This window comes from Acinetobacter sp. YH12041 (assembly GCF_013419975.1).
In the GTDB taxonomy this organism is placed as follows: Bacteria; Pseudomonadota; Gammaproteobacteria; order Pseudomonadales; family Moraxellaceae; genus Acinetobacter.
Map to the genome: position 1 here is coordinate 1 of NZ_VOZC01000009.1, position 25994 is coordinate 25994.

At 41.9% G+C, this 25994-nt stretch carries 25 protein-coding genes and 1 pseudogene; 13 read left to right on the forward strand and 13 right to left on the reverse strand.

The features are described from left to right. Nucleotides 1–529: 529 nt before the first annotated feature. A complete protein-coding gene (locus FTU00_RS09350) occupies nucleotides 530–1015 on the forward strand; it encodes a CinA family protein (protein ID WP_034706081.1) in 486 nt (161 codons plus the stop codon). 104 nt (nucleotides 1016–1119) lie between these two features. On the opposite strand, the pseudogene FTU00_RS09355 reads toward FTU00_RS09350, so the two are convergent. The 5 genes and pseudogenes from FTU00_RS09355 to FTU00_RS09370 all read right to left on the reverse strand — a co-directional run. Continuing rightward, nucleotides 1120–3258, reverse strand: a pseudogene (locus tag FTU00_RS09355) (ImpA family metalloprotease); the annotation flags it as partial. A 17-nt stretch (nucleotides 3259–3275) separates the two neighbouring features. Next, nucleotides 3276–4034 (reverse strand): hypothetical protein, encoded by a 759-nt coding sequence (locus FTU00_RS15590; RefSeq protein WP_257229804.1) that lies wholly within the window; start codon nucleotides 4032–4034, stop codon nucleotides 3276–3278. Nucleotides 4035–4285: 251 nt separating this feature from the next. Then, nucleotides 4286–5266, reverse strand: a complete 981-nt coding sequence (locus FTU00_RS09360) for a class I SAM-dependent methyltransferase (protein WP_180179600.1) — start codon at nucleotides 5264–5266, stop codon at nucleotides 4286–4288. 318 nt (nucleotides 5267–5584) lie between these two features. After that, complete coding sequence (locus FTU00_RS09365) at nucleotides 5585–6283, reverse strand: pirin-like bicupin family protein (protein ID WP_180179601.1); 699 nt, start codon at nucleotides 6281–6283, stop codon at nucleotides 5585–5587. A 163-nt stretch (nucleotides 6284–6446) separates the two neighbouring features. Beyond that, nucleotides 6447–7664, reverse strand: a complete 1218-nt coding sequence (locus tag FTU00_RS09370; protein ID WP_180004225.1) for a L,D-transpeptidase family protein — start codon at nucleotides 7662–7664, stop codon at nucleotides 6447–6449. 206 nt (nucleotides 7665–7870) lie between these two features. Between FTU00_RS09370 and hemE the strand changes: the two genes are divergently transcribed. The 5 genes from hemE to FTU00_RS09395 all read left to right on the forward strand — a co-directional run bounded on the left by hemE (nucleotide 7871) and on the right by FTU00_RS09395 (nucleotide 13930). Continuing rightward, nucleotides 7871–8941, forward strand: coding sequence for a uroporphyrinogen decarboxylase (gene hemE, locus FTU00_RS09375; RefSeq protein ID WP_179992059.1), 1071 nt, complete (start codon nucleotides 7871–7873; stop codon nucleotides 8939–8941). 10 nt (nucleotides 8942–8951) lie between these two features. Continuing rightward, nucleotides 8952–9755, forward strand: a complete 804-nt coding sequence (locus FTU00_RS09380) for a DUF817 family protein (protein WP_180179602.1) — start codon at nucleotides 8952–8954, stop codon at nucleotides 9753–9755. Between the two features lie 143 nt (nucleotides 9756–9898). After that, nucleotides 9899–10369: a DUF3015 family protein gene (locus tag FTU00_RS09385; RefSeq protein ID WP_004782788.1), complete on the forward strand. Its 471-nt coding sequence runs from the start codon at nucleotides 9899–9901 to the stop codon at nucleotides 10367–10369. Nucleotides 10370–10442: 73 nt separating this feature from the next. After that, complete coding sequence (locus tag FTU00_RS09390; protein ID WP_180179603.1) at nucleotides 10443–12329, forward strand: DUF4105 domain-containing protein; 1887 nt, start codon at nucleotides 10443–10445, stop codon at nucleotides 12327–12329. 203 nt (nucleotides 12330–12532) lie between these two features. Next, complete coding sequence (locus FTU00_RS09395) at nucleotides 12533–13930, forward strand: diguanylate cyclase (RefSeq protein WP_180179604.1); 1398 nt, start codon at nucleotides 12533–12535, stop codon at nucleotides 13928–13930. On the opposite strand, the gene FTU00_RS09400 is transcribed toward FTU00_RS09395, so the two are convergent. The 4 genes from FTU00_RS09400 to FTU00_RS09415 form a co-directional block, all read right to left on the reverse strand. Continuing rightward, nucleotides 13927–14481: a DUF4385 domain-containing protein gene (locus tag FTU00_RS09400; protein ID WP_180179605.1), complete on the reverse strand. Its 555-nt coding sequence runs from the start codon at nucleotides 14479–14481 to the stop codon at nucleotides 13927–13929. The genes FTU00_RS09395 and FTU00_RS09400 overlap by 4 nt on opposite strands. 267 nt (nucleotides 14482–14748) lie before the next feature. Then, a complete protein-coding gene (locus tag FTU00_RS09405) occupies nucleotides 14749–15108 on the reverse strand; it encodes a cupin domain-containing protein (RefSeq protein WP_180179606.1) in 360 nt (119 codons plus the stop codon). Between the two features lie 64 nt (nucleotides 15109–15172). Beyond that, nucleotides 15173–15721 carry a GTP cyclohydrolase I FolE gene (gene folE, locus FTU00_RS09410; RefSeq protein WP_171064799.1) on the reverse strand — a complete coding sequence of 183 codons (549 nt, stop codon included), beginning with the start codon at nucleotides 15719–15721 and terminating at the stop codon, nucleotides 15173–15175. Between the two features lie 93 nt (nucleotides 15722–15814). Then, nucleotides 15815–16498: a Smr/MutS family protein gene (locus FTU00_RS09415; protein WP_180179607.1), complete on the reverse strand. Its 684-nt coding sequence runs from the start codon at nucleotides 16496–16498 to the stop codon at nucleotides 15815–15817. Nucleotides 16499–16750: 252 nt separating this feature from the next. Between FTU00_RS09415 and FTU00_RS09420 the strand changes: the two genes are divergently transcribed. Beyond that, nucleotides 16751–17191 (forward strand): GFA family protein, encoded by a 441-nt coding sequence (locus FTU00_RS09420; protein ID WP_180179608.1) that lies wholly within the window; start codon nucleotides 16751–16753, stop codon nucleotides 17189–17191. A 67-nt stretch (nucleotides 17192–17258) separates the two neighbouring features. Here FTU00_RS09420 and trpC read toward each other — a convergent pair whose 3' ends face one another. The 3 genes from trpC to FTU00_RS09435 are packed head-to-tail and all read right to left on the reverse strand — an operon-like array spanning nucleotide 17259 to nucleotide 19734. Next, a complete protein-coding gene (gene trpC, locus FTU00_RS09425) occupies nucleotides 17259–18065 on the reverse strand; it encodes an indole-3-glycerol phosphate synthase TrpC (protein WP_159124402.1) in 807 nt (268 codons plus the stop codon). Between the two features lie 20 nt (nucleotides 18066–18085). Continuing rightward, nucleotides 18086–19132 (reverse strand): anthranilate phosphoribosyltransferase, encoded by a 1047-nt coding sequence (trpD, locus tag FTU00_RS09430; protein WP_034590018.1) that lies wholly within the window; start codon nucleotides 19130–19132, stop codon nucleotides 18086–18088. A gap of 17 nt (nucleotides 19133–19149) precedes the next feature. After that, on the reverse strand, nucleotides 19150–19734 hold the full coding sequence (locus FTU00_RS09435; RefSeq protein WP_004782771.1) for an aminodeoxychorismate/anthranilate synthase component II: 585 nt from the start codon (nucleotides 19732–19734) through the stop codon (nucleotides 19150–19152). An 807-nt stretch (nucleotides 19735–20541) separates the two neighbouring features. Between FTU00_RS09435 and glnA the strand changes: the two genes are divergently transcribed. The 6 genes from glnA to FTU00_RS09465 all read left to right on the forward strand — a co-directional run bounded on the left by glnA (nucleotide 20542) and on the right by FTU00_RS09465 (nucleotide 25446). After that, nucleotides 20542–21957, forward strand: coding sequence for a type I glutamate--ammonia ligase (gene glnA / locus FTU00_RS09440; protein ID WP_171064793.1), 1416 nt, complete (start codon nucleotides 20542–20544; stop codon nucleotides 21955–21957). 86 nt (nucleotides 21958–22043) lie between these two features. Then, the gene (locus FTU00_RS09445) at nucleotides 22044–22319 is read left to right on the forward strand and encodes a hypothetical protein (protein ID WP_125279762.1); all 276 of its coding nucleotides are present in this window, start codon (nucleotides 22044–22046) and stop codon (nucleotides 22317–22319) included. Further along, nucleotides 22312–22833 carry a chorismate lyase gene (locus FTU00_RS09450; RefSeq protein ID WP_125279763.1) on the forward strand — a complete coding sequence of 174 codons (522 nt, stop codon included), beginning with the start codon at nucleotides 22312–22314 and terminating at the stop codon, nucleotides 22831–22833. Before FTU00_RS09445 ends, FTU00_RS09450 begins: the two co-directional genes overlap by 8 nt. Before the next feature lie 6 nt (nucleotides 22834–22839). Further along, nucleotides 22840–23718: a 4-hydroxybenzoate octaprenyltransferase gene (gene ubiA, locus FTU00_RS09455; RefSeq protein WP_180179609.1), complete on the forward strand. Its 879-nt coding sequence runs from the start codon at nucleotides 22840–22842 to the stop codon at nucleotides 23716–23718. Between the two features lie 106 nt (nucleotides 23719–23824). Further along, entirely contained in the window at nucleotides 23825–25075 is a 1251-nt protein-coding gene (locus FTU00_RS09460) for a S9 family peptidase (protein WP_180179610.1), read from the forward strand. Between the two features lie 110 nt (nucleotides 25076–25185). Then, on the forward strand, nucleotides 25186–25446 hold the full coding sequence (locus tag FTU00_RS09465; protein ID WP_180179611.1) for a hypothetical protein: 261 nt from the start codon (nucleotides 25186–25188) through the stop codon (nucleotides 25444–25446). A gap of 5 nt (nucleotides 25447–25451) precedes the next feature. Here the strand turns inward: FTU00_RS09465 and FTU00_RS09470 are convergent, their stop codons facing one another. Next, a complete protein-coding gene (locus FTU00_RS09470; RefSeq protein ID WP_034702854.1) occupies nucleotides 25452–25895 on the reverse strand; it encodes a DUF2726 domain-containing protein in 444 nt (147 codons plus the stop codon). Nucleotides 25896–25994: the final 99 nt, after the last annotated feature.

Genomic DNA, 25994 nt, shown 5'->3' on the forward strand with positions numbered 1-25994 from the left:
TGAGGATCAGAAAGCTTGTTTGAATCGATGTATTTCATCCGCAGATTATGCACGAATGCTAAGAAATCCGGAGTGCAAATATTAACCAAAAAGAAGATCGTTTTTTGATTTATGAAAGAGATCTATTCACTTCTTAATTAAACCTATTCATCGTCTTATAAATAAACCCTGAATTAATAAGCACATTTTAGTTCACACTTAAATCGACTTAGCCATCATTTCAGTGATCTATATTTTATATCTTCTACTATTTATGCTTTTAGGCATACAACTATCATGAACCTATAAAAAATCTAATACACATCAAATCAGAAAGCCAATCAGAGTTAAAACCCGTCAAGGTTATTATAAGTTTCGTTGGTATGAACTTAAGTCATATAAATGACTGAGGATATACAGCAGGTTTAAGATGGTGAGCAAGGGCAGTTCAGTTTTGGTTTTGCTAGGACATTCAGACGCTAAGTATTTAATCTTTTATTTTTGAATATTTAATACTCAATAGATGATCATAAAGTCAGGAGTTTACTCTATGAATAAATGTATAAAATTACTCGCCAAAAAAAAATTAAGTATTACTTTTCTAGAGAGTGCATCAGCAGGTTACCTGGCTTACCGATTTTCCCAAAATAAATATTCGGGTGATATTTTATATGGCGGACTGGTCTGTTATGACATGGGTGTCAAAGAGAATATTTTAAAAATCAAACCTGAATTTATTAAAAAATATACGCCGGAATCTATGGAAGTCACGCAGGAAATGGTCAGAAAAGCCAAGAAAATGTTTTATTCTGATATTTATATTGCCTGTACAGGACTCTTAAAAAGAGGCGGGACAGAAACCAAAGAAAAGCCAGTAGGAACTTTTTTCTATGTAATTTCTTATAAAGATGAGCTTTATAGTTTCCGCTTTCTTTGCAGAGGAAAACCGAGAGAGAAATTAAAAAAACTGGCGAGAAATATCAATCTGAGCTTAATTGAAATCCTTGAAGGCAGTCGGGACAAGAAAAATAAATAGCTATTTATTTAGTTCTCACTGATCGCTAATACACAGATCATGAAAATGTTCTGCTATAAAAAATCCCAGCCGAAGCCGGGATTTTTTTATATTAAATTGGTCAATTAGTAAGGATAGTTAGGGAGAGGGCCGTTTGCTGGAATGGTGAGCCATTGTCCTGTTGCCAGGCGATTTGAACCGCCATCTGGTTGCGCATAGAAATACAAAGGTGCGGTAGGCAGATTAAGCATGGCGACTGAAGCATGTGCGGTTGCAGTTACAGGCAAGCCATAAAGTGCATAGAAATCTTTTAGGTCATAGCCCATGATTTTTGAACTGAGTACATAAATCAGGTCAGGGCGGCTCATGTTTTTCGCATTAAATGCAGCTAGTCCCAGTTTATTCTTATCTGCTTGAGAAGCTTTACTTAAATCGATCTGGTTATATAAACGTTGTGCCGTATTCAGTAGGCGTATGAACTCAAATACACCCTGAAGATCAGGTCGTGATTTACCTTGATGTAAACGGGTATAGTTCATGGCCATCTGGATATGGAAAGCCTGCATCGATACATGATAGCCATCTTGCCATAAGCGTTTTTCCATGGCGGCACGTTGTGCCTCACCTGACAGACCAAGACTTCGTGTATCCTTGATATTGGCATATAAAGTTGGGTGACGGAAATTGCTGGCATTACTGTCCTGAGCATATAGATGATATTTACGCATCATGCTTAGGCCTGCCAGAATGTTGTTATTACATTCCACTACGCAACCAATAGTTTTCCCGGTTTCAGTGGAAGGGAATACCATGGTTAAGACATCCTGAACAGTATTATGTCCCAGTTCATGCACCCAGCCCCAACCGGTATCAATGCCAGTTGACCCATCTGATGGATTTCCTGAGCACAGGAAGCCACAGGTCGCAATCCAGCCCACAAAATGTTGAACATTCGGGGCACGATGAACTGTGCCGGTACAATCCCAGCCTAATTCATTACAACGCTGTGCCGTACTGCTATCCAGCGGCATGTTGTTATAACCGTTGGCAATGTGGTTACTGTCAAAGATTACGCCCTTAATCTGATCCACATAGGTACGTGCCGATCGATCACCAATGGCTTTTAAAGCATAGTCATTGGTCTGTTGAATTTCACCACCAACAAATTTAAAAGTGTTCCAGCCGAAGTTTCTACTTTGCAGGATGCTGGTGGCTTCGCTAATATCCGCTTCAGTGATCATTTGAGTAAAATCATAATGCGCATATTTTGCTGCGCCTTTGATTTTTAAGGTCACCACCGAGCCTGCTTTGGCATTGCTGTAATTCAACATCAATGGTCCACCGAACGGGCTAATAAAGTCATTGCTTTGAGTGGCGTCTAATTTTACGGTGAAACTATTGGGACGGCGAGGACGTTTATAGCCGCCATCATCAAAGGGATTGCCCCAGGCACGTAAATAGCTGGTCTGGACTGAAAGCTGCGCACCCTGAGCATCAACAATCTCAATACTGACAGGTTTGCCCGGAATGCTGGCACGACCAATTGCGGTAATTCCGCTGCCTTGCGGAATGGTCACGGTAATGGTTTCGGCTTGAGCACTGACAGCCATATTTTGTGCAGATGCTGGCATATAATCGCCAGCACCATTTGGATTCACCAATGTGGTTTTGCGTTTATAGTCCGTCCAGGAATCACTGGCATAAGTACGCATAAAAGTTAGAGCATCACTATTTTTCGACAGTCCGCTGTAATTCACGCCTGGACGCCAGAGATCTGCCAATAACACCAAAGCTTTTAGAATCTGATTATTATTTTTTGCGCTAAATGCAGTAATGCCTTGTGCATTTAAATTTTGTAGATTGGTAGAAGCTTTATTGATGGTTTGAATCAACGGATTATTGGCATTTAAATCACCTAGACGTGCCGCACTTGGTGACTTGAAATATTCCAACATTTGGATCGTACTATCAATGTCATTCACTTTATTCCATTGATCTGTGATAGAACGTCCTGAAGACATGAGTAAAGTATCTTGGCCACGCCAGTAATTATTATTGGTCTCAATCTTCAATGCCGAAAAGATTTTTTCCATCGGTGTAGTGACGTTATAACCCATTGCCTGGAAATATATTGGCTTACCTGCCTCCAGATATTCCTGAATCAAGCTGGATTCAAAATTATTGGCGCCGATATTACTGCCTAAAATCATCAGGTCAGCATCTTTCCAGCAGGTATTGGTTTGATCCAGTACATTACAATGTAGAAAGGTAACTTTAACCCCTAAATGCTGGGCAAAATATTTTCTATCATGCTCAGGTTGGTTTGTGCCAGACCATTCACGGTAAGTTTTAGTTCTTGTTTAGGCTGTGCTTGTGTTTTCCCCGTCAATAGCCAGCGAAAACCATTGTTGAGCACGGGTGCAAAATCTACCACGTCAGGACTATTCGCTGAGATTCCCCCAAGCATATTCTGGCCAAAAGCCAGCGCACGGCCTTTACTGATTTGTGATGCGACTCCCAGACCACAGCCTTTATTCGCCTGCTGACTTAAATTCCAGCCGCAGGCTTGATCTGAAACTGCGATTGGCAAAGCTGCGCTTAAATCATAAGGATAAAAATTAATCGAAGCAGTTGGCGTAAATTGCAGTTGAGGTTGCAAAACTTTGCCATTCGAACTGGTATAGAGTGAGGTAATTAAACCCTTTTGCCATGTTTGTTGTTGCTTGGCGAGCTGCAAGGCCCAGTCTAACAATGTGGTGGAATCTTGCTGAATCAAAGGTCGGGCATCACCTGTACTCAATGCCTTATTAATCCGGGTGGTCGTTGGCGTTTGTGGATTTAAAGGTGGTGTACTGCCATCAGGTGTTTCTACAGGTGAGGGGGATGATTCCTCGTTATCAGATGGATTAGTTGTTGATGGTGGATTAACAGCAGAATCTGGTGTTTCTGCAGGAGAAGATGTCCCGCTACTGCCACCTCCGCCACAGGCAATCAGACTCATCGATAGCGATAAGGCTAGTAAGGTTGTTCTCAACCTCAAATAATTTCTTTCCACAATTTTCCCCAAGGTATAACCCAAAAGACGACATTATTTTTAAAGTTGTCGTAAATATCAGATGAGAATTATAGAAGTAAGTGTCGATAAAATAGAACTAATATTTAATTTAAGTATATGTTTTTTAATGATAAATAATTATTAAAAATAATTTTAAATGTGATGTGGGTTGATTTAATTTTTATTTGTTTTAATTAGGCCGCAGTTTAAAAATGGCCTCAACCCGAGTTGAAATTTCATGTTCTATCAGTTTTGACTTCGAACTTGAGCAGGGCTAGCGCGATTCTTTCTACATGTTGATAAGCAGGTTGCTCTAACTCCTCACCGAAAATATCCGGATCAATTTCCTCATAACACCAGTCAATATTTTGATGCTGTTTCATCAAAGCTTCCAGATGCTGTAAGAAGCGATTGCCATCCTGACAAATAGTGACGCCAGTATATAAAAATAGACGTCCATCTGGACTGAGTCGTTGTAAACCCTGTTTAATAATCTTAAAAGACAATTCATTACCATCCAGTTCATTGCCACCATGACGGTATTGCCGTTGATCTGGATCAATTAAATAAGGGGGATTGGCAAAAATCAGGTCAAACTGACCTTCAAGACCAGAAAATAAATTACTCTGCACAGGATGAATCGAATTAAAACCTGAAAAATCAATATTAATCTGGCTATAGAGAAGGGCTTTCGGATTCAGATCTGCGACAAAGATTTCCTCATGATCTGGAAAATGTTTAGCTATATGAATTGCAGCAGCAGAAGTGCCACAGCATATTTCAGCCGCCCGTTTAAAAGAATTGGCCTGGCAAGATAAATACTGCTTTAAATGATAGGCAAAACGGTAAGTATCAGGACCAAAAAAAACAGCGTCCTGTTGGGTGGTGGGAAAGGCTGAGTGAATAAATAATTCGTCTTCGAGTGAAGCGACTCTGATCAGACTTTTATATGCGTTATCCTGAACTTCCAAAAGCTGATGCTCTAATAATAATGAAAAAAGAACAGGATCAAGATCGGTAATTGTAAATTCCAGATTCCAGCCAAAGATATCCTGTAGGGTTTTATATTTATTTTTTTCGCTTCTTTTACGATCCAGAATCCGTTGATGGGAAAGTGGGGTAATGGCGGTAAACTGATATTGCTGTTGTTTTAAAAAATTTAATAGAAAGTGCAGAGCTTGTTGCTGGCTATTTTGAATTTCTAAAATCTGGTTCATTAGATGTGCTCTTCGGTTTATTCAGAATAAATGAAAAGGTGCATACACCTGTTTAATCTATACAAGATAATGACCAGAACAGCCATTCGCTATATTCATTCGCTATATTGATCCAATCAAAATGGATCAGCTCAATCTTCGCCCAAAATTTGCTGTTGTTCGGTAAAAAACTGATGTGAATTGGTTTAATTTGTATAGTGGTATATTGAAGTTCAAATCCTTATAAAGAATGAATCACTTTTATTTTTATATGTTTTCTATAAAAATGCCGACTGATCAAAATGATGAGTCGGCATAGACTGAATATAAATAGAAGTTTTAATGGGTAGCTTCTGGTAAATCAAACCAGATCACCTGAGCATCTTCAATTGCTTTAATTTCTGCGTCATCCATAAAGGCAATCGCACCACCAGCTTCAACTGTATATTCTGCAATTTGTACTGAGCCAGAAATCACATGTACATAATTGATATGCTGGGTTGCCTTAATATCTAGACTTTGACCTTGCTGGATCACTGCTGTTTTGACTTCTGCATTTTGACGAATGTGCATGGGTGCATTGTCATTCGGTCCACAGATTAAATGCCATTGATTCGGTTGTTCTTTGGCATCCAGACGAATTTGCTGATAATTCGGCTGAGCATCACGTTCATTCGGAATGATCCAGATTTGCAGGAGATGCACTTGTTCATCACCCTGATTAATTTCACTATGACGCACACCGGTTCCGGCACTCATCAGTTGCCATTCACCTGCTGCAATACCGCCATGATTGCCCATACTGTCCTGATGAGTAATCGTACCTTTCAATACACAGGTCAGGATTTCCATATTGTCATGCGGATGGGTACCAAAGCCCCGATGTGCATCAATCAGGTCGTCATTAATGACACGTAAAGCACTCACGCCCATATAGTTCGGATTGTACCAGTTGCCAAATGAGAAGCTGTGTTTAGACTCCAGCCAGCCCATTTTTACATGACCACGATTTTCACTTGGATGCAGAAAAGCTTTCATGGATTTATCTCACTTTAATTTTTAACTTGAGATCATCATAACGTTGTTTTAATTCTTAAAAAATTATAAACAGGCGACAGATCATTGCATTTTTGCAACGATATAAGAGAAAGCAGGTATAAAAAAGCCCACTCGTAAGCGGGCTTAGGTATTTAAATAAAGATTATTCAAGGAAACGGACAGTTACGCCTGATTTCACTTTACGGCCTAAATCATTCGCATCCCAGTTAGTCAGACGGATACAACCGTGTGATGCAGTTTTAGAGATTGCAGATGGATTTGGCGTACCATGAATACCAAATGATTTTTTGCTTAAACCGATCCAGATATTACCTACAGGACCGTTTGGACCAGGTGGTAAAGAAAGTGGTTTCTTGTTGTTGCCTTGAACAAAGTTAGATGGTGAGTAGCTATACCATGGGTTTTTCGCTACGCCAGTCACTTTATAAGTTCCTGTTGGCGATGGAGTACTCGAACTGCCAATCGTTGCAGGGAAAGAAGCGATCATCTGGTTACGGCTATTGAACAGATAAAGCTGCTTAGCACCTTTATGCGCCACAATTAAATGAATATCTTCAGGAACTTCATTGCGGATATTGGCAACAATCAGCTTTTCCCCAGCTTTTTTGAAGGTAGCTTTTGGATTTAACTTTTTCAAAAAGTCTTCATCCATATGGAATTTTTCACCCAGCATTTCAGTTACGCGAGTGTAATACAGACCTTTCATTTTTGCCTGTAAGGCATAGTCAGAAGGAATAGACTCGGCATAAGGACCTTTCAGGTCTTCTTCAGTGATGGTGTATTCCACAAAAGCAGGCTTAGAACCCTGTTTAGCCAATAGGGCATCCCAAGTTTCCTGAGTCAATGTACCGGTTGGTTTAATACCATTCATTTGCTGGAAAGATGCGATCGCTTTCAAGGTATTTTTACCGCTAGTACCGTCAATCGCACCTGGAGAAGCATGGGCATTATTTAACATGACATGCGCACGTGCATATACCGGAAATTGGCCTTTACCAATATCTTCATACCAGCTTGCATTATTAAGGCCGTCTAAAGTCCAAGATGCTTTCGCAGCAGCAGAATTCGTCGGTGCTTTAGTCGTGGTTGGAGCAGCACCGATATCGGCAGTCTGGTCTTCAGTATCTTGTAATACATCTAATGCTTCAGAAGCTTTCTTCAGATCTTGTTGTTCTTGAGCACTAATTCGAGTTTCTGCTTGTGCTGCCGAAGCTTCAGTTGCTAAAGGATCAATCGGATCCTGAACCGCAACATCAGTGACAACTTGGGGGTTTAATGGTTGTTCAGCAGTAGACGCAGCGAAAACAGTACCTGCGAAAATGCAACCTAGACTCACAGCGAGCATTGTGCGAACTAACATGTAACTCAACCTTAAAAATATTTCGTTAACTATGTGAAAAAACACTATAAGTATTACAGAAAAAATGTGGAGATGCAGTAGTTCTTTTGTGTAATTCCTCACATTTGATCACTTAACATGATCGGTTTTTAAAGTCATGAGAAGTTATTCAAAATGCAGCCATTTTGTTATGATGTGGGCAATATCAAAGATAGATAGGAAAGTGAATGACGACCTTAAAAAATGATCGTTTTCTGCGCGCATTGTTACGTGAACCTGTAGATACTACCCCTGTATGGATGATGCGTCAGGCAGGCCGTTATTTACCAGAATATCGAGAAACACGTGCCAAAGCAGGGGATTTCCTTTCTCTTTGCAAAAATACTGAATTTGCCTGTGAAGTGACTTTGCAGCCTTTACGCCGTTATGAGCTGGATGCGGCCATTTTATTTTCGGACATTCTGACTGTACCAGATGCTTTAGGTCTGGGTCTGTATTTTGAAGCAGGTGAAGGTCCGAAATTCCACAAAACTGTGCGGACTGAACAGGATGTGGCTAATTTACCCAAATTCAATGCCAAGTCTGACCTTGATTATGTAATGAATGCAGTATCGACCATTCGTTCCGCTTTGGGTGGGCAAGTACCATTGATCGGCTTCTCTGGCAGTCCGTGGACCTTGGCGACATATATGGTTGAAGGGGGTTCGAGCAAAGACTTCCGCTTCACTAAAAACATGATGTACGCACAGCCAGAGGTTCTGCATGCTTTATTAGAACGTTTAGCAGATGCTGTGACTGAATATCTGAATGCCCAGATTGATGCAGGTGCTCAGGCAGTACAGATCTTTGATAGCTGGGGCGGGGCACTTGCTCATCGTGAATATATTGAATTTTCACTCAATTATATGCAGAAAATTGTGGCAGGTTTGCAACGTGAAAAAGATGGCCGCAAGATTCCAGTGATTCTGTTTACCAAAGGTGGAGGTCAATGGCTGGAGCCAATGGTTGCGACCGGTGCAGATGCTTTTGGTCTGGACTGGACTACACCGCTTAATGTTGCGCGTCAGACTGTTGCAGGCCGTGCCGCACTACAAGGCAACCTGGATCCGGCAACTTTATATGGCACTCCAGACGCGATTGCTAAAGCAACCAAGTTGATGCTGGATGATGCCTATGCTAACGGTGAAAAAACCGGTTATGTAGCCAACTTAGGTCATGGCATTACCCAGTGGGTGGATCCAGCCAATCCTAAAGTATTTATTGATACCGTACATGAGTACAGCGCTAAATACCTTTAGGATGTAAACCTTGATCGACTTTTTTAAATCAGGGTTTGAATTTATCTATAAGGCAGCTTCGGCTGCCTTATTTGGGATTCTGCTCCTGTTTGCTTTTGCACAAACCGCATCAATGGGTAGTGAACTTTTTTATGGTTTCTACCGCTATGACTATCTATTATTTTTCGCTTTACTGATTCAGGTGGTATTGCTCTATACCAAACTGGAATCCTGGGCCGAAGCCAAAGTAATTGCCTTGTTCCATATCATGGCGATGGTCATGGAAATTTTCCTGACCCATCCGGCAATTGCATCCTGGCAATATCCGCAACCTGCAATTTTTAAAATACTGACGGTGCCTTTATTTGCCGGCTTTATGTATTCGGCTGTCGGCAGTTTTTTTGCACGTTCCTTACGCTTATACCAAGTTTCATTTGAAAAATTGCCGCGCTTTAGCCACATGCTGGCCTTGGCAGTCTTGTCCTACATCAACTTCATGAGCAAATTCTTTATTCCGGACTATCGCTTGCTGTTATTTGTCTGGAGTGTAGTGATGTTCTGGAAAACCAGAATTCGATTTCAGTTGAATCAGCATGCTTTTCAGCTGCCGATGTTACCTGTCCTGTTGATTTTGGCTTTCATTATCTGGGTGGCTGAGAACATCAGTACCTTTTATCAGATCTGGCTATATCCAAGCCAGGTAGAAAAATGGCACATGGTCGGTTGGGGCAAGCTCGGTTCCTGGTATTTACTTTTATTGCTCAGTCTGGTGCTGGTATTAAAGATTCTAGGACAGCGTAATTCTCAAGGTAACTGGAGTCTAAAAACCCGGTAAAACTATTCTGTTTATCTTTATGTAAATCAGACAGTTTTTTCATTGCGCCAAATTAGACTTCCCGCTACTCTCCTGAATGTGTAATGAAGATTACATCATTAGCGTAATAACAAAAGATGCATGAGAATAACCGGAGAATAAGTATGTTAAAAAAGATTATGCTCGCTGTGGTATTGGCAACGGGTTCTGGTATGGCGATGGCGGATAGAGATGTAGGTTGTGGTATTGGTAGCCAGGTATGGGCAGGCCAGTCAGGCATTATTCCTAAGCTGCTTGCAGGTACAACAAACGTCCTGTTTACTAACCAGTGGCTGGGTATTACTTTCGGTACTTTAGGATGTAGCCAGGGCGGTACAGTAACGGCTCAAGTCGTGACTTTTACCAATGAAAATGCTGAGGCATTGGCACGTGATATGGCCGTAGGTGAAGGTGAAAGCCTGAATGTACTGGCTGAACTGCTAAATATCAAGGCAGAAGACAAAGCACGTTTCTTCACTGTATCTAAGCAGAATTTCTCTGAAATCTATTCAGAAGAAAACCAGAATACTTTACAAGTGTTAAGTACTCTACAAACAGTCATGGCTAAAGATGAAGTATTAAAAGCTTATATCTAAGTATCGCTGTAAAAACCCTGCTGTCCTGGCAGGGTTTTCTTATAAATAAAAACTGAAAAGAACCGTTGACTGAATGAAATATGCTTTTTTGCTCTCAGCCTTGCTGTGGAGTCCCCTAAGTTTTGCATCCGAAATTTCTCCAGATATTCAAGCTTATCTAGAACAAGCCACACAAAAAAAATTGCACCAGACCGCGACCTGGCAGCGTTTGATGTATGTCAATGCTGAAGGAAAAAGTGAAGTCAGCTATGCTGGCTATTTTCTGGCAAAGCAGAGCAAGACAGACCTGCAACTTGAATTGGAGCAAAATATACAGGCATTGTTTGAGCCAGCAGAACCCAATCAGTCTGTACGATGTAAATTTCCGGCGCGTAGTCAGTGGTTAATGCAACAGCTGAATATTCCTGAACAGCAATTGCCTGAAGCGAGTTGCCCGGATTTTGAGCGCTGGATGAATGAAGTCAAGCCTTATCAAGCGACCCTGATTTATGCCACCGATTATATGGGTAATCCCAGCTCCATGTTTGGTCATACTTTGCTGCGTCTGGATCCCAAAGACCAGCAGCAACTGAATCTGGTTTCTTATGCGGTCAATTATGCTGCCACAGTTGACAGTAATGATAACTGGTCCTTTGCCTGGAAAGGGCTGACCGGACAATATCCGGGGGAATATTCCTTGATGCCGTATTACCGCAAAGTCAAGGAATATGGTGACTTTGAAAGCCGTGATTTATGGGAATATGAACTTAATTTAACACCTGAAGAAACCGGTTTTCTGGTGAAGCATCTCTGGGAAATGCAGCAGGTAAGTTTCCCTTATTATTTCATTAATGATAACTGTGCTTATCGTCTACTAGGGCTTTTTGATCTGGTGCGTCCTGAACTGAACTTGCAGCAGCAATTCGATACCGCCGCGATTCCGGTCGAAACTTTAAAAGTTGTGGAACAGCAGGGACTGATCAGGAAAAAGATTTACCGTCCGGCACTGGAAACTCAATTACTGGCTCAAGCCCGGCAACATGGCAAATCCTTGGCAAAAACTGCGCATCAGGTAGCGTATGCAGAAACCTCTGAAATGGAAACCATGCTGCAAAATTATCCGGCTGAAGATCAGGCCAAGATTCTGGAAATGGCCTACGACCATTTATATCTGGATTTTCTTCGTCAAGAAGTTGATGAATCTTTTGCCCAGCCGCGCTTTCGCAAATTATTGGGCCTAAGAAGTCAGTTGGCGATAGACAAACAGCGTCAGCAGCCAGAGCGCCCAAAAATAGATCCGGTTCAAAGCCATCATGCCCGAAATATCGTTCTTGAAACTGGGCAAGTACAGGGTGAGACTTTTGTGCAGCTCGGTCATCGTCAGGCTTATCACGACCTCATGGATCCGCAAGGCGGGCTGCGTACAGGAACCCAATTATTATTCCTGGATGGTGCATTGCAATACCGTGATGACCGCGTGAAGCTGGAGCACCTGGATCTACTTACAGTGAATTCCTATAACCCGATCAATGCATTTAAAGCGCCGTTATCTTGGGGTTTTAGTTTGGGCTGGAAACAGGAAGCACTGGATCAGCATGGTCAGTTTAGTACCGAGCAGCAGCATGGCGTAGCCAATTTTCAGGTTCAGGGTGGCTATAGCTGGGCAAATGAAGCACGTGAACATCTCTGCTATGTGCAGCTACAAAATCATGTGCAGGCCGGAAAAGCGCTTGACAAAGGATGGCGTGTCGGTATGGGGCCAACGGTGGGTTGTCAGAATATCTGGACGGATCAGATCAATAGTCTGGTACAGGTGGAACTGCCGTATTGGGAAGATTCTCATCAGTGGCAACTGAAGTTGAAAAACCAGTTGCAATATGCCTGGAATGCACAAAATGCCATTCGGGTGGGCTGGGAATATCAGCAACAGGAATCGAAAGACTGGGAAAAATGGAGTCTGGGCTTAGTCCATTATTTTTAATTTGGCTAACATAACCTCGAATATTGAGTAAATGAAGTTTATAGATCAAATGACTTGTATTTGAATGTTTAAAATAAATTCATGTTCGGAGACTTCTACCGATATTATCAAAGATTGTATTCAGTAATTGGATTAAAATGCCTGAATATTGTTGTATTTGTCACATAAGATCACTGCGAATCGCAAGTATCGGGAAAAGTTATATGAATAATGAGTGTATGGCTATGCTGGCGGAGCAGTGGAAGCAGATCTGTCAAAATTATTCATCGGATGATTTGCTACACGCATTTCAGTTTATTCAAGACCACTCGTCGGTACTGGTAGAAGAATTCTATAAAAATATGCTTCTGGAAGAAGAAGCCTCTCAATATTTTACTGATGAGCTGATTCAGCAGCGTTTACGCGATACTTTACATCAATGGCTTTCAGAAAGTTTCAGTGTGGCGCTGAATAAGCGTTATGCAGAAGCCGTGCAAAAACAGAATATCGTTGGACATGTGCATGCACGCGTCGGGATTCCATCCTGGCTGATTATGCGCGGTGTACGAGAAATTCAGCGCAAAATGTTTGAATTGCTGAGTTTAAATCCGCAGCCGAACATGCTTACTACCTGTAGCTATATTGTACAAATCATGGGATTTGCCACAGAAATTATGTGTCGTTCCTATGAGGCGAAATCCGTCCAGAATCAGGAAATGAAGCACAGTTACCGGGTATTTTCTGCAATGCAAGATGTCGCGGTACAAAAAGATAAACAGCGCAGTTCATTGCTGGATTGGGAAAATGAGCTGATGTTCAAGGTCTTTTCTGGAACTACAGGCATTAGACATCAAATGCTGTCCAAGTCAGAATTTGGCTTATGGTTTATTCATAAGGCGTCTTATGCCTTTACCGGTTCTGATCAGGTCGATTTAATTATCGAGCGAATTTATCAGATCGATACGCTAAATCAGGCAGTGCTGGAATGTACTGAAAAAGATCAGATGCTGAATCTGATTCAAAGTATTCGTGATTTAAACCGTGAAATACAGCACTTGGTCGATCAATTATTTCAGGTTGCAGATTACATCGAATCTGGAAATGACTCTCTAACCCAGTTATTGAATCGCCGTTATTTAAATACCATTATTTCACGTGAAATCAACTTCTCTCGTGATAACCAGACACCATTATCCTTGCTAGCGATTGATGCCGATTTCTTCAAAGCCATTAATGATAAATATGGTCATGCAGCTGGTGATCTGGCCTTGAAATTTATTGCTGATGCCTTACAGAAATATATTCAGGGTAGTGACTATGCATTCCGTGTCGGTGGTGAGGAATTCCTGCTGCTGCTGGTCGATTCCGATGAAAGACGCGCGCTGAATATTGCTGAAAATATCCGTAAATATGTAGAGCATGGCCTGATCAGTACGGCTCAAGGACAGCAATTTAGACTCACGGTTAGTATCGGCTGTGCGTTATTTGATGGTCACCCAGATTACCAAAGATTCCTGGATGCCGCAGATGCCGCACTGTATATGGCTAAAAATACAGGGCGTAACAGGGTCTATCTGGCGCAACCTTCTCAAATTCAGGGCGCACAAAAAGCGTCTGTCTAATTTAAAATTTGCTGCTGAATCGCAGCCTGAAATTGCTGTTTTTGCCGTACATATTCGGGATGGACTTTGGCTTCATCCCATTTTTGTTTAAATATTTTCGCTGCAGCAGCTTTAACCGGATCTTCAGAACTGCGCGGCAATTCCTCACGCCCATGCGCACCACTTAAACCCTTTTTATCATCTGGAACCGGACCATCGTATTTTTTGCCGCCTTTATGATTGGCATAACGTCGGGCGCGGGTATAACCCATTTGTAAAAACTTGCGTGCCATATCGGCCCCGACGAAATCTTCCTGTTTTAAATATTCTAGAAACAGGGCATAAATTTTTTCACTACTGGCTTGGGCTTTTTCCGCATCTGCAAAACGCCAGTGGGGCAGAATTTCCGACTTATAAGGTTCTACTAAAAGCACGCCTTGCTCACCGCGTCCAATCCGGTATAAGTCTGGACGTTTACGGAAATCAATTTTTTTAAAATCTAGACTATAGTCAAAACTATTTGAATGAACACGTGAAGGGCGTTTAGGCGGATCAGGCTGTTTTCTACTCATGGCTGTTTCCAGAATTTATACACTTGGATCATGCAGCCTTCTATACAAAAGATCTGTATTTAAACATGGCAGGAAATGTAGTCAGGAAATTAATTATGCAGCATCAATTTGTTTATTTTTAAAACTAGGGAAGTTAAGTTAATGAGACAACTTTTTGAAAAGAATGTAGGGATAAAATTTTAAGAAATTGAATGAATACGTAGAAAAGTTAAGGAATTGATTGCAAAATTCCTTAACTGATGAAGATATTGAATTCGTACTTATCTTTTAACTTTCTACCACGACATAATATTTTTTAACGGCTTCAACCACTTCAAAAGTGCCAATAAAACCGGGTGGAATAATGCCGGCTTCACCTGCCTTGATTTCAACAAAGGATTGTCTTTGAGCATCATGTAAACGGACGATCCCTTCGATTACCTGAAAGAATTCCTGTTTATTCTCGGCAAATACGATATTCCACGCACCCACTTCACATTGCCAGATTCCGCAATCCATATTGGGATGTTGATAGGCACTCTGGGTCAGGCGTTTAGGATTGCCTTTAACCAGCCGGTCTGGCCGTGGATAATCGATACTTTCTGCAGCCTGGCCTAAACCTTGACCCGCAATCCAAATAGATGACATTTTCGTAACCTCATCGTGTAAAAAAGCCCCAATATCAATTGAGGCTTTCATGTATGAATCTATATTAATAACTTTCTGGTACAGCGCCTAAAAACTCACGGCGGACTTCTTTATCGGTTTTAAAGTCACCGATAAATGACACCGTACGCGTCGTCGATTCCTGTTTGCCAACACCACGCATCATCATACACATATGTGCTGAATCAATCATCACAGCCACACCACGTGCATTGGTGACTTCAGCAACCGCTTCTGCGATTTGCTGGGTCAGATTTTCCTGAATCTGCAAACGACGGGCAAACATTTCAGTAATTCGGGCAAATTTAGACAGCCCCAATACCTTGCCTTCAGGTAAATAGGCAATATGTACACGGCCATAAAATGGCAATAAATGGTGTTCGCAGAGTGAATAAAATTCGATATTTTTCACTAAAACCATTTCACGGTTATCTGATGGAAAAACCGCACTATTGGTCACTTCTTCCAGAGTCTGGCTATAACCTGAGGTTAAATACGAAAACGCTTTCGCAGCACGCACGGGCGTATCTTTGAGACCAGGGCGATTGAGATCTTCACCAACGGCAGTAAGAATGTTTGCGTAAGATTGCTGCATAGTCATATGACGTATTCACTTAAACTGAGAATGAACAAGGACGGCATTGTAGCAGAAATCTTTTACAATGCCTTATTTTGGGGGTAAATCCGCTTACTGTTTAAACTTTGGATTTTTTTCTGCACGTTTTAGCAAAACTAAAACTGCGCCAGTGCCACCCTGTTTTTCAGGCGCACTGACAAAGGCCAGAACATTACGGTGCTGACGTAACCAGCCGTTGACATAAGTTTTTAAAATCGCTTCCGGCCCTTTGCCATGTACGATCTTGATCACGTTCTGGTTTTCATCTTTGGCGATCTGGATAATCTGAAGCACAGCCTGACGTGCCTCTTCGACCGTACAACCATGCAGGTCGACAGCTTCGAACCAGCGCAGATTGCCTGCTTTTAAATCTTCAAAAACCTTATGCTGCAAGGTCGCAATGCGGTAGCTTAAGCTCGCTTGACTGCCAACCGGATTGAGCATGGCTTGAGTATCAGACAGGACGGTTTCATCGGTATGCATGGGGCCTTCGGCAGCAGCACGCTTGGCCAAAGTTTGCGCATCGACTTTTTTCTTGGGAGATTTTTCTATTTTCGCAATATTGCCGGCATCAATTTTTTGTACGCCTTGCATCTGCTTGCGAAATAGATCGAGGTCTTCCTCCTGTTCCTGCTCCGCTGTTTTCACGACAGGGGCAACAGGTTCAGCCTTAGGCTGAGGATGACTAATTTGCTTTTTAAGATCTTTGAGTAAATTGTACTGATCTTTAGAAAGCGAAGAATCGTGTTTGCTCATAATCTGGAAACGGGGGAGATACTGAATTTGGTAAATTATAGTCTTAAATGACTGAAAGGAGAAATGAATTGCACTAAATACAACATATCCCAAACCCAGCATTAATTTCTCAATAGTTTTCTAAGATTGTATAGCTTGATGAACTTTAAATAGAAAATAATTCATGAATATTCTCCTTTTATCATCTTAACAGTTGCCTCGATGGAACATCTCTCTTTAAATATAAATCAATCAAACCTGGAAAATAAAAAAATGAGTTATTCAGGCAGTTGTTTGTGTGGCGATGTCCAGTTCAAAGTAAATACGAATATTCAGGCCATGTATCATTGTCACTGCAGTTTATGTCGTAAACAGAGTGGTACGGCCGCGAATGCAGCAACTTTAGTTCATCAGCAATATTTTGAATGGACCTCAGAACAGACTTCAATTTCCTGCTATCAAAAAGAGACCGAATTTCGTTCTCATTTTTGTCAACACTGTGGCTCGCCTGTACCGAATCAGGTAGGTACAATTGCATTGATCTGGATTCCTTTAGGGCTTCTGGATCAAGCACCCAAAATTCAGCACAGACTGAGTTTTTGTCTGAACTCGAAGGTGGATTGGGCAGATGAAATCAAGGCGGATGAGTCCTATTCTGAACTGCCAGAATTTGAAAAATTAATCTCTTATTTTGATCATTCAACTCAGTATTAAATGAATTTGGTTAATAGAAATAAAAAAAGCCCCATGCTGAGATGGGGCTTTTTTTATACTTAATATTTTAAACCGATTCAGGCTCACCGAATAAATCACGGAAAGCATGATCTGGACGTGGCTGTTTCATGAAACTTTCACCGACCAGGAAGGCATGAATATCATGTTCCTGCATCATCGAAACATCAGCAGGGGTCGCAATACCGCTTTCAGTGACCAGCAGGCGTGAAGGATCCAGTAATTTTTTCAGACGTAGTGATGTATTCAGGTCGACATCAAAAGTTTTTAAATTACGGTTGTTCACACCCAGCAGACAACGATCAGACAGTTTTAAAGCACGTCCTAATTCTTCTTCATCATGCACTTCAACCAGTACATCCAGATTATGCTCAAATGCGGTTTTAGACATTTCCTCTAACTGCTGATCAGACAGACAGGCCACGATCAGCAAGATACAGTCTGCATGTAGTGCACGCGCTTCAATCACGCCATAAGGATCGATCAGGAAGTCTTTACGCAACGCAGGCAAGTCACAGTGCGAACGGGCGATCTGAATATTTTCATCAGCACCCTGAAAAAAATCCACATCAGTCAGTACAGATAAACAGGCAGCGCCGGCATCCTGATATTGTGCCGCAATTTCTGCAGGATTGAAGTTTTCACGAATCACGCCTTTGGACGGAGAAGCCTTTTTAATTTCAGCGATTACACCCGGACGTTTAGACATTAAAGATTGAGCAAAACCACGTACAGGTGTCGCGCCTTGAGCTAACTCTTCTATATCCTTATAGCTTTTCTGCTTCAAACGAAGAGCGAACTCTTCTTTCTTACGATCAACAATTTTACCCAAAATTGTATTTGCAATATCAACCATGATTCAAATTCCTGACCGTATTAAGCTTCATATTGTTTGATGGTTTTGGTGAATTCAGACAGCACGCTCATTTTTTCCAGTGCCTGGCCACCATAAATAATATCGTGTGCTAATGCCACACCTTGCTTATAGCTTGAAGTCAGGCCTGATACATAAATACCAGCACCGGCATTTAGGGCAATCATATTGGCAGCCTTATGACCGATCTCAGATTTCTTCTTGCCTAAGGCATCTTTAATCAGAGCCAGACTTTCTGCTGAACTTTCAATAATTAAGCCAGTTAAGGTTTGCGATTCAATGTCGACCTGTTCAGGAATGATTTCCCATTCAGTGATTTCACCGTTTTTCAGCTCAGCCACATGCGTCGAAGAAGCCAGACTGATTTCATCTAAGCCATCACGTGAATGTACGACCATGACATGTTCAGCACCGAGCTGTTTCATGACTTCTGCAATTGGGCGGCAAAGTTCATTGGAAAATACCCCGATGACCAAACGTTTTACGCCGGCCGGATTCGTAAGCGGGCCGAGCAGGTTGAAAATACTGCGAATACCCAGTTCTTTACGTGGACCAATCGCATATTTCATGGCTTTGTGATGATTCGGTGCGAACAGGAAGCCCACACCAATATCACGGATACAGCGTTCGGTTTGCTGCATATTCAAATCAAGATTAATGCCTGCCTGTTCCAGTAAATCTGAAGAGCCTGATTTGGTAGAAACACCACGGTTACCATGTTTGGCAATCGTTGCACCAGCTGCTGCAATTACAAAGGCTGAAGCGGTAGATACGTTAAACAGGTTTTGTCCATCACCGCCTGTACCGACGATATCCACCAGATGAGGGACATCACTGACATCAATTTTGGTTGCCAGTTCACGCATGACACGTGCTGCAGCAGTAATCTCGTCAATACTTTCGCCTTTCAGGCGTAGACCCATGAGCAGAGCACCGATCTGGGCATCGGTTGCTTCGCCAGACATAATGGTGCGCATCACGTCTTCCATTTGTTCCTGAGTCAGGTGAATGTTTTTAGTAATATTGCTTAAAGCTTGTTGAATATTCATGACTTGCGTTTTGCCCATTATGCGTAAATTTCAAGAAAGTTTTTAAAGATTTGATGACCATGCTGGCTCAGGATTGATTCCGGATGGAACTGCACACCTTCAATCGGTAGTGTCTTATGTTTAATCCCCATAATTTCTTCCATAGAGCCATCTTCTTCATTGGTCCAGCAGGTCACTTCCAGGCATTCTGGCAAAGTGGCCTGATCAATCACCAGCGAGTGGTAACGCGTCGCAGAGAAAGGATTCGGTAGGTTGCTGAAAATACCTTTGTCGCTGTGATACATATCAGACAAACGCCCATGCATGACGCGTTTGGCACGAATAATATCGCCACCAAAAGCCTGACCAATACTTTGATGCCCCAAACAAACACCGAGCAGGGGAATCTTGCCGCCAAAATGCTGAATGGCAGGAATCGAAATTCCCGCTTCACTTGGCGAACATGGACCAGGACCAATCACCAGATACTTGGGTTGCCATCGCTCAATATCCTCCAATGTCACGGCATCATTGCGGACTACTTTTACTTCTTGATTCAGTTCGCCAAAATACTGGACGATGTTATAAGTAAAGGAGTCATAGTTGTCGATCATTAGAAGCATGAGCTTAACCTATTGAAATTATTGCACTTAACTGTGCTAAAGTGATCCAGATTGAGCTTTATCGGGACTTGTTGCAAGTCTAGGGAATACACGACTAAATCGTTGATTTCATTGTGTGAAAATAAAGCACGCCTCATCATAGCAAAAAATAGCCACATCGGGCGCAATAATTTTTCAATTTTCAGCCTGGTGATTAGCTCACAGCCTTTTAAATATTTTAAATGTGCGTATAAGTAATTAACTGACGAAAAGTAAGTTTAAATAAATATTGCAGTTATTATTTTTTTAAATTAAAAATAAATAGGTTTTAAATTATTAAAGTAATGATGCTGAAAAAAACATCATTTGAATAATAATGCATGGGATAAATCAAACGATAAGATCGGCAATTTGAATAAAAGTGACTCAAAATAGTGATATTTTTAAGTACATAAACCTACATATTGCGCTTTGTAACTGGTAAAAATTAACCAGAATTAAACGAAATTGAATATTTTTTAAACTAAATTAGCATAAAAACGCAAATCCTCACTGAAAAGTGCTCCTATTCTTACCTAATATGAAATCGTCGCACTATTTAGGTGCGCTAAAAAAATACCTGCAACAAATCTCAGGAAGAATGCTTGAATATAGTGCATTTAGTTTAAGTCACAGTATAATAGCGACAAGGTATTTTTATCTTCCTATGTTTTCTTATAAAGATTTCAAGATTTTAGATATACTTTTAAAAGTTGGTACGCTAATTGCTTAATAGATACCAACTTCTAACACGCACTTTGCGAGTGCAACAAAAAACATCGGAGCAAAATGAGCATGGCGAACAAGGTCCTTCAACTCATACAAGAAAGTGGCGCGAAATGGGTCGATTTTCGCTTTACTGATACCAAGGGTAAAGAACAGCACGTTACTTATCCAGCAGACAGTATTGATGAAGATACGTTTGAAGACGGCAAAATGTTTGACGGTTCTTCAATCGCAGGTTGGAAAGGCATCGAAGCATCGGACATGATCTTACGTCCAGATGCAGAAACAGGTTTCATCGACCCGTTCTTTGCAGAGCCAACTGTTGTTGTGACTTGTGACGTTATCGAACCATCAACTGGTCAAGGTTATGAACGTGACCCACGTTCGATTGCTCGCCGTGCAGAAGAATACCTGAAATCTACAGGTATCGGTGATACTGCATTCTTCGGTCCAGAACCAGAATTCTTCGTATTTGACGAAGTGAAATGGGACATCGACATGTCTGGCGCACGCCACACATTGATCGCTGAAGAAGCTGCTTGGTCTACTGGTAAAGATTACGAAGCAGGTAACTCTGGTCACCGTCCACGTGTTAAAGGTGGTTATTTCCCAGTTCCTCCTGTTGATTCTCATCAAGATATGCGTGCAGATATGTGTGCAAAAATTGAAGAAATCATGGGCCCAGGTCGTGTAGAAGTACATCACCACGAAGTTGCATCTTGCCAGTTAGAAATTGGTGTGAGCTTCAACACAATGGTTCGTAAAGCTGACGAAGTACAACAGTTCAAATATGCTGTTTGGAACGTTGCGCACCAATACGCTAAAACTGCAACCTTTATGCCTAAACCAATGGTAGGCGATAACGGTTCAGGTATGCACGTTCACATGTCGATCTCTAAAGATGGCAAGAACCTGTTTGCTGGTGATGAATATGCAGGCCTTTCAGAAATGGCATTGTACTTCATCGGTGGTGTGATCAAACATGCTCGTTCATTGAATGCGATCACTAACCCATCTACAAACTCATACAAACGTTTGGTACCTCACTTCGAAGCACCGATTATGCTTGCTTATTCAGCGCGTAACCGTTCAGCTTCTATCCGTATTCCTTACGTTTCTAGCCCTAAAGGCAAACGTATCGAAGCACGTTTCCCTGATCCAATGATGAACCCGTACCTAGGTTTCGCTGCATTGTTGATGGCGGGTATCGACGGTATCCAAAATAAGATTCACCCAGGTGAAGCTGCTGACAAGAACCTGTACGATCTTCCTCCTGAAGAAGAAGCGAAAATCCCTACAGTGGCGCACAGCCTTGAAATGGCACTTGAATCTCTTAAAGAAGATCATGACTACCTGCTTAAAGGTGGCGTGTTCACTAAAGAAATGCTTGATGCTTACATCGAACTTAAGACTGAAGATGTTCGTCGTCTGAACACGACTACTCACCCAGTTGAATTCGACATGTACTACAGCCTGTAATTCTGATCTGAATTTCACTGTAAAAAAGACCCGCCTTTGTGCGGGTTTTTTTGTATGATGCTGTTATTGATCAAAGATATGAAGTTATGGCACAACGTAAAAGACATACCGGTTTTTTTCCCTGGATTGATCCTCAGGATCATAGTAAAGGCTTTAAACTGAATTTTTCTGAAGTGACCTATGTGGAAGTTGCGCGTACACCTGAAGGTTATAAGCAGGTCGAGTTTGTGGCATTACGTCATCCTGAGCTGGCTTTGGACTATGAATACCCGCAAAGTTTTTATCTCACTACAGATGGCATGATTTTGAAAAAGCTGCCAAATGGAAAATATGAAGTCATTGCAAAGACAGATAATGCCTAATCGTGAAGTTGATAACGTTGTGAGTGTAAAATTTAAAAATCCACATGGACCGCATATACCTGCTGCGCTTCGAGAATGGCTGTATGCCTCAGGATCATTGACGCAGCAATTAACGGATCTGGCTAGTGGACAGTTTCGGGTAGAACCACAGCAGGAACATTTTCAGCGTCTGGAATTTGTGGATGCGCGGTGGATGCAGATGCCACATCAGCATACGTCCTGGGTGCGGGAAAGTTATTTATATGGCTGTGAAGAGCAGCCATGGGTCAAAGCAAAAAGTATATTTCCGATATTAAGCTTGCAAAAACGTGCGCGGATTTTTCAGCACATTGGATCGAAGCCGATTGGCTGGCTATTATTCCAGCGGACCAATCCAAACTGTGAGCGACGTGTGATTTATCTGGAAGAGGGCTGGACCCGCCAGAGCTGCTATACTTGGCATGGTTGTAAATTTATTGTACAAGAAACATTTTTACCGGCATTTGAACACTTTATACAAAATCAACAGGCTTAACTTGATATGGCAACTGCACAAGCAATTACTTGGCGTGAACGTCTGAGCGCCTATTATTATCTTTGTCGTTTTGATAAACCAATTGGCACAGAGCTGGTCTTTTGGCCGACCATGTGGGCACTATGGGTCGCAGCAAAAGGTGTCCCTGATTTCAGTATTCTAGTGCTAATGATTCTAGGTGTAATTTTTATGCGCGCAGCGGGTTGTGCCATTAATGACTTTGCCGACCGTAAAGTGGATGCGCATGTAGAACGCACCAAAACTCGCCCATTGGCCACCGGTATTATTAGCGCTAAAGAAGCAGTGATGGTCTTTCTGGTGCTCGTCGCAGCCAGTGCCTGCCTGTTATTTTTCCTGCCGATAGAAACCTTTTACTGGTCTTTTGGAGCTTTGTTTTTAGCGTTCATTTATCCGTTTATGAAACGCTATACCCATTTGCCGCAGGTGTTTTTGGGAGCTGCGTTTTCTTGGTCCATTCCTATGGCCTATACCGCAGTGGGACAGACACCGGACTTAACCTGTTGGCTTCTCTATTTTGGCAATCTGGCCTGGACCGTGGCGTATGATACGCAATATGCGATTACCGATCGTGAATATGATTTGAAGATTGGGGTAAAATCCACAGCCATTTTATTTGGTCAGCATGATATTCAGATCATTAGTACCTTACAGGTTCTAAGTCTGGTCTTGATTGGCACGGTATTATGGATTGAGGATTTGCTTGTTCCATTTGGCCTGATGGGGCTTCTAGCCGTCGCAATTGATTTTATTTATCAATGGTCCAAAACTCGAGATAAGGACCCACAGCGCTGTTTCTGGGCTTTCCGTCATAACCGTTGGGTGGGGCTGATGATTTTCCTTGGAATCTTTGCCGCGCTTCTGTAACTGCACCTTGTCGATTCATAACAAAAGCATCCTATAAGGGTGCTTTTTTTTATGCTTAATTCAAGATTCTTCATGAAAATCATAAACAACAATAAGGGATTAGAATATGAATAATGTAGTGAAAAACGGTTTCAAAAAAACCTGTCTGGCACTGGTATGTTCCATGTCATTGTTCATGACTGCGTGTAATGACGATGATAATGATTCGTTCCGACCACAGGAAAGGGTATTTTTAAGTCAACAGTCTTATGATGAGGATACCTTGCCTGAAGCGTCAGATATTCAAGTCATACGCTATAACATGCCAAACGTAAATGGTGAACGGGCTGAAGCGACAGCCATGGTGTTTTATCCAAATACACCTCAACCTCAAGACGGATGGAGGGTGGTGGTTTGGGAACATGGCACGGTGGGTAGTGGTGATTCTTGTGCACCAAGTAATAACCAGCTGAATAATAATTTTAGAGGATTAGCCAGCAGCTTGCTTGCACAGGGATATGTGATTGTTGCACCCGATTATGAAGGATTAGGTACTCGGGGGATTCATCCTTATTTAAATTTAAAAAGTGCCGCACAATCGGCTATCTATGCAGTAAGAGCCTTTAAAGAACAGCAAGGAAATCGATTTAATGGTGCCTGGGTCTCAGTGGGACAATCCCAGGGAGGACATGCATCACTTGCCACAGCCCAGTTTGCTGATGAAGATCCAAATTATAAGGCAGCAGTGGCAGCAGCTCCGGCTTCAAGTCTGGGTTATATTATCAGTGAAGTAGCACCGCAAGCGCTTAGTGCTTTGGTTGAGGCTGGACAAGATAATGCTGCGAAAGCGGTCTATGCAGAATTACTGGCATATGCGGCTTATGTGGCTGTAGGGATTAAAGCTTATGAACCAGGCTTTAACTATCGCAATATATTTTCAAGCCGTGCAGGGATTGTGGCTGAAAAGGCAGAAGGCACGACTGGAGAAAATGGACTTTGTTTAGGGCCGCTGATTACTGAATATATGCAAGATATTGATGATTATCTGGTGAATAATCCGGAAAAAACGGTCGTGGACTATCCGGGATTAGTAGAAAACTTCCAGAATAATTCGTCGGTTGAAAAGTTCCTTCAGAATAATCAGCCTGCAACTGAAAAAATTAATGTTCCTGTGATGATCATTCAAGGTACTGCAGATAGGGCTGTTCCGTATCCAGTGACAAATACTTTACAACAAGGCTTGGAAGATATGGGAACCGCAGTGACTTTTGTACCGGTACAAGACGCATCACATACCGAGGCTATTGTAGAAAGCAGAACCCAGCTGCTGACCTTCATTAATACCTATATGCCTTCAGGTATTTCTGTCAGTCCTTAATCCTAAAAGGAGCTTCGGCTCCTTTTTATTCCTTGTGATGCTAGGCCTTGAGCAATCATTTAAGTTTGTTATAGTGGCTTAAGATTATAGGTTATCAGTGTAGGCTCGTTATGTCGGAACAGACCAAACCCCGCAGTATCAAAAAACTGCTTATCTTTGGAACCTTGGCTTTATGTGTTCCGATTTTTTTGGTGACCATGGCATTTCTGGCTGTTAATAGTGATGCGAAAAATCAGGAAAAATATAAACAGCAACAGGCTGACATGATTGCCCGGATTGAAGCACGCGAAGCGGCTGAAAAATCAAAGGCAGAGCAGGCGGCTCAAGCAACTCAAGCTGCTTCCGAAGCTGAAACAAATTCCTCTCATTAAACTATTTATCTCAAATCTCTTTGAAGCTGCCGGATCGTTGGAATTTCAGTGTAGCGGATGACTGTGTAGCCGGCAGCAATCAGCATCGCATCGCGTTCCGCATCTTCCTGTTCCTTGCCAATATGGCTAGGGTCATCCAGTTCTATAATCGCCACTACATTATATTCCCGGTCCATCACCACAAAATCGGTCACTTTACGGTTGAACTTGCTGCGCATTTTCATATTGTCATGTGTGATCAAAGCACTAAATGCGACCTGTGCCAGAATGTGATGATGCGGAAAAGCATCTTTCAGGCGAGTAAACATCTTGCTTTCGAAAGCTGTAATGACACGCTTGGGATAGAATTTCTTCTGGCGGGTAAACAGATGGGGGAAGAGCAGGCAAATTAAGGCAAAGCTTGCCAGACAGCCAATCACAAAGAATATAAACTGACTCAAATCAAACACGGATCATAAAAGAGAAAAGAATAAAAAAACCCACTTCGCAATGAGTGGGTTTTTCAGAATCTTGGCTCTCCCACCTGGGCTCGAACCAGGGACCTGCGG

Coding starts and splice junctions, on each gene's coding strand:
- FTU00_RS09350 (WP_034706081.1), top strand. CDS start 530: ATGAATAAATGTATAAAATTACTCGCCAAAAAAAAATTAAGTATTACT.
- FTU00_RS09360 (WP_180179600.1), bottom strand. CDS start 5,266: ATGAACCAGATTTTAGAAATTCAAAATAGCCAGCAACAAGCTCTGCAC.
- FTU00_RS09365 (WP_180179601.1), bottom strand. CDS start 6,283: ATGAAAGCTTTTCTGCATCCAAGTGAAAATCGTGGTCATGTAAAAATG.
- FTU00_RS09370 (WP_180004225.1), bottom strand. CDS start 7,664: ATGTTAGTTCGCACAATGCTCGCTGTGAGTCTAGGTTGCATTTTCGCA.
- hemE (WP_179992059.1), top strand. CDS start 7,871: ATGACGACCTTAAAAAATGATCGTTTTCTGCGCGCATTGTTACGTGAA.
- FTU00_RS09385 (WP_004782788.1), top strand. CDS start 9,899: ATGTTAAAAAAGATTATGCTCGCTGTGGTATTGGCAACGGGTTCTGGT.
- FTU00_RS09390 (WP_180179603.1), top strand. CDS start 10,443: ATGAAATATGCTTTTTTGCTCTCAGCCTTGCTGTGGAGTCCCCTAAGT.
- FTU00_RS09395 (WP_180179604.1), top strand. CDS start 12,533: ATGAATAATGAGTGTATGGCTATGCTGGCGGAGCAGTGGAAGCAGATC.
- FTU00_RS09400 (WP_180179605.1), bottom strand. CDS start 14,481: ATGAGTAGAAAACAGCCTGATCCGCCTAAACGCCCTTCACGTGTTCAT.
- FTU00_RS09405 (WP_180179606.1), bottom strand. CDS start 15,108: ATGTCATCTATTTGGATTGCGGGTCAAGGTTTAGGCCAGGCTGCAGAA.
- folE (WP_171064799.1), bottom strand. CDS start 15,721: ATGCAGCAATCTTACGCAAACATTCTTACTGCCGTTGGTGAAGATCTC.
- FTU00_RS09415 (WP_180179607.1), bottom strand. CDS start 16,498: ATGAGCAAACACGATTCTTCGCTTTCTAAAGATCAGTACAATTTACTC.
- FTU00_RS09420 (WP_180179608.1), top strand. CDS start 16,751: ATGAGTTATTCAGGCAGTTGTTTGTGTGGCGATGTCCAGTTCAAAGTA.
- trpC (WP_159124402.1), bottom strand. CDS start 18,065: ATGGTTGATATTGCAAATACAATTTTGGGTAAAATTGTTGATCGTAAG.
- trpD (WP_034590018.1), bottom strand. CDS start 19,132: ATGAATATTCAACAAGCTTTAAGCAATATTACTAAAAACATTCACCTG.
- FTU00_RS09435 (WP_004782771.1), bottom strand. CDS start 19,734: ATGCTTCTAATGATCGACAACTATGACTCCTTTACTTATAACATCGTC.
- glnA (WP_171064793.1), top strand. CDS start 20,542: ATGAGCATGGCGAACAAGGTCCTTCAACTCATACAAGAAAGTGGCGCG.
- FTU00_RS09445 (WP_125279762.1), top strand. CDS start 22,044: ATGGCACAACGTAAAAGACATACCGGTTTTTTTCCCTGGATTGATCCT.
- FTU00_RS09450 (WP_125279763.1), top strand. CDS start 22,312: ATGCCTAATCGTGAAGTTGATAACGTTGTGAGTGTAAAATTTAAAAAT.
- ubiA (WP_180179609.1), top strand. CDS start 22,840: ATGGCAACTGCACAAGCAATTACTTGGCGTGAACGTCTGAGCGCCTAT.
- FTU00_RS09460 (WP_180179610.1), top strand. CDS start 23,825: ATGAATAATGTAGTGAAAAACGGTTTCAAAAAAACCTGTCTGGCACTG.
- FTU00_RS09465 (WP_180179611.1), top strand. CDS start 25,186: ATGTCGGAACAGACCAAACCCCGCAGTATCAAAAAACTGCTTATCTTT.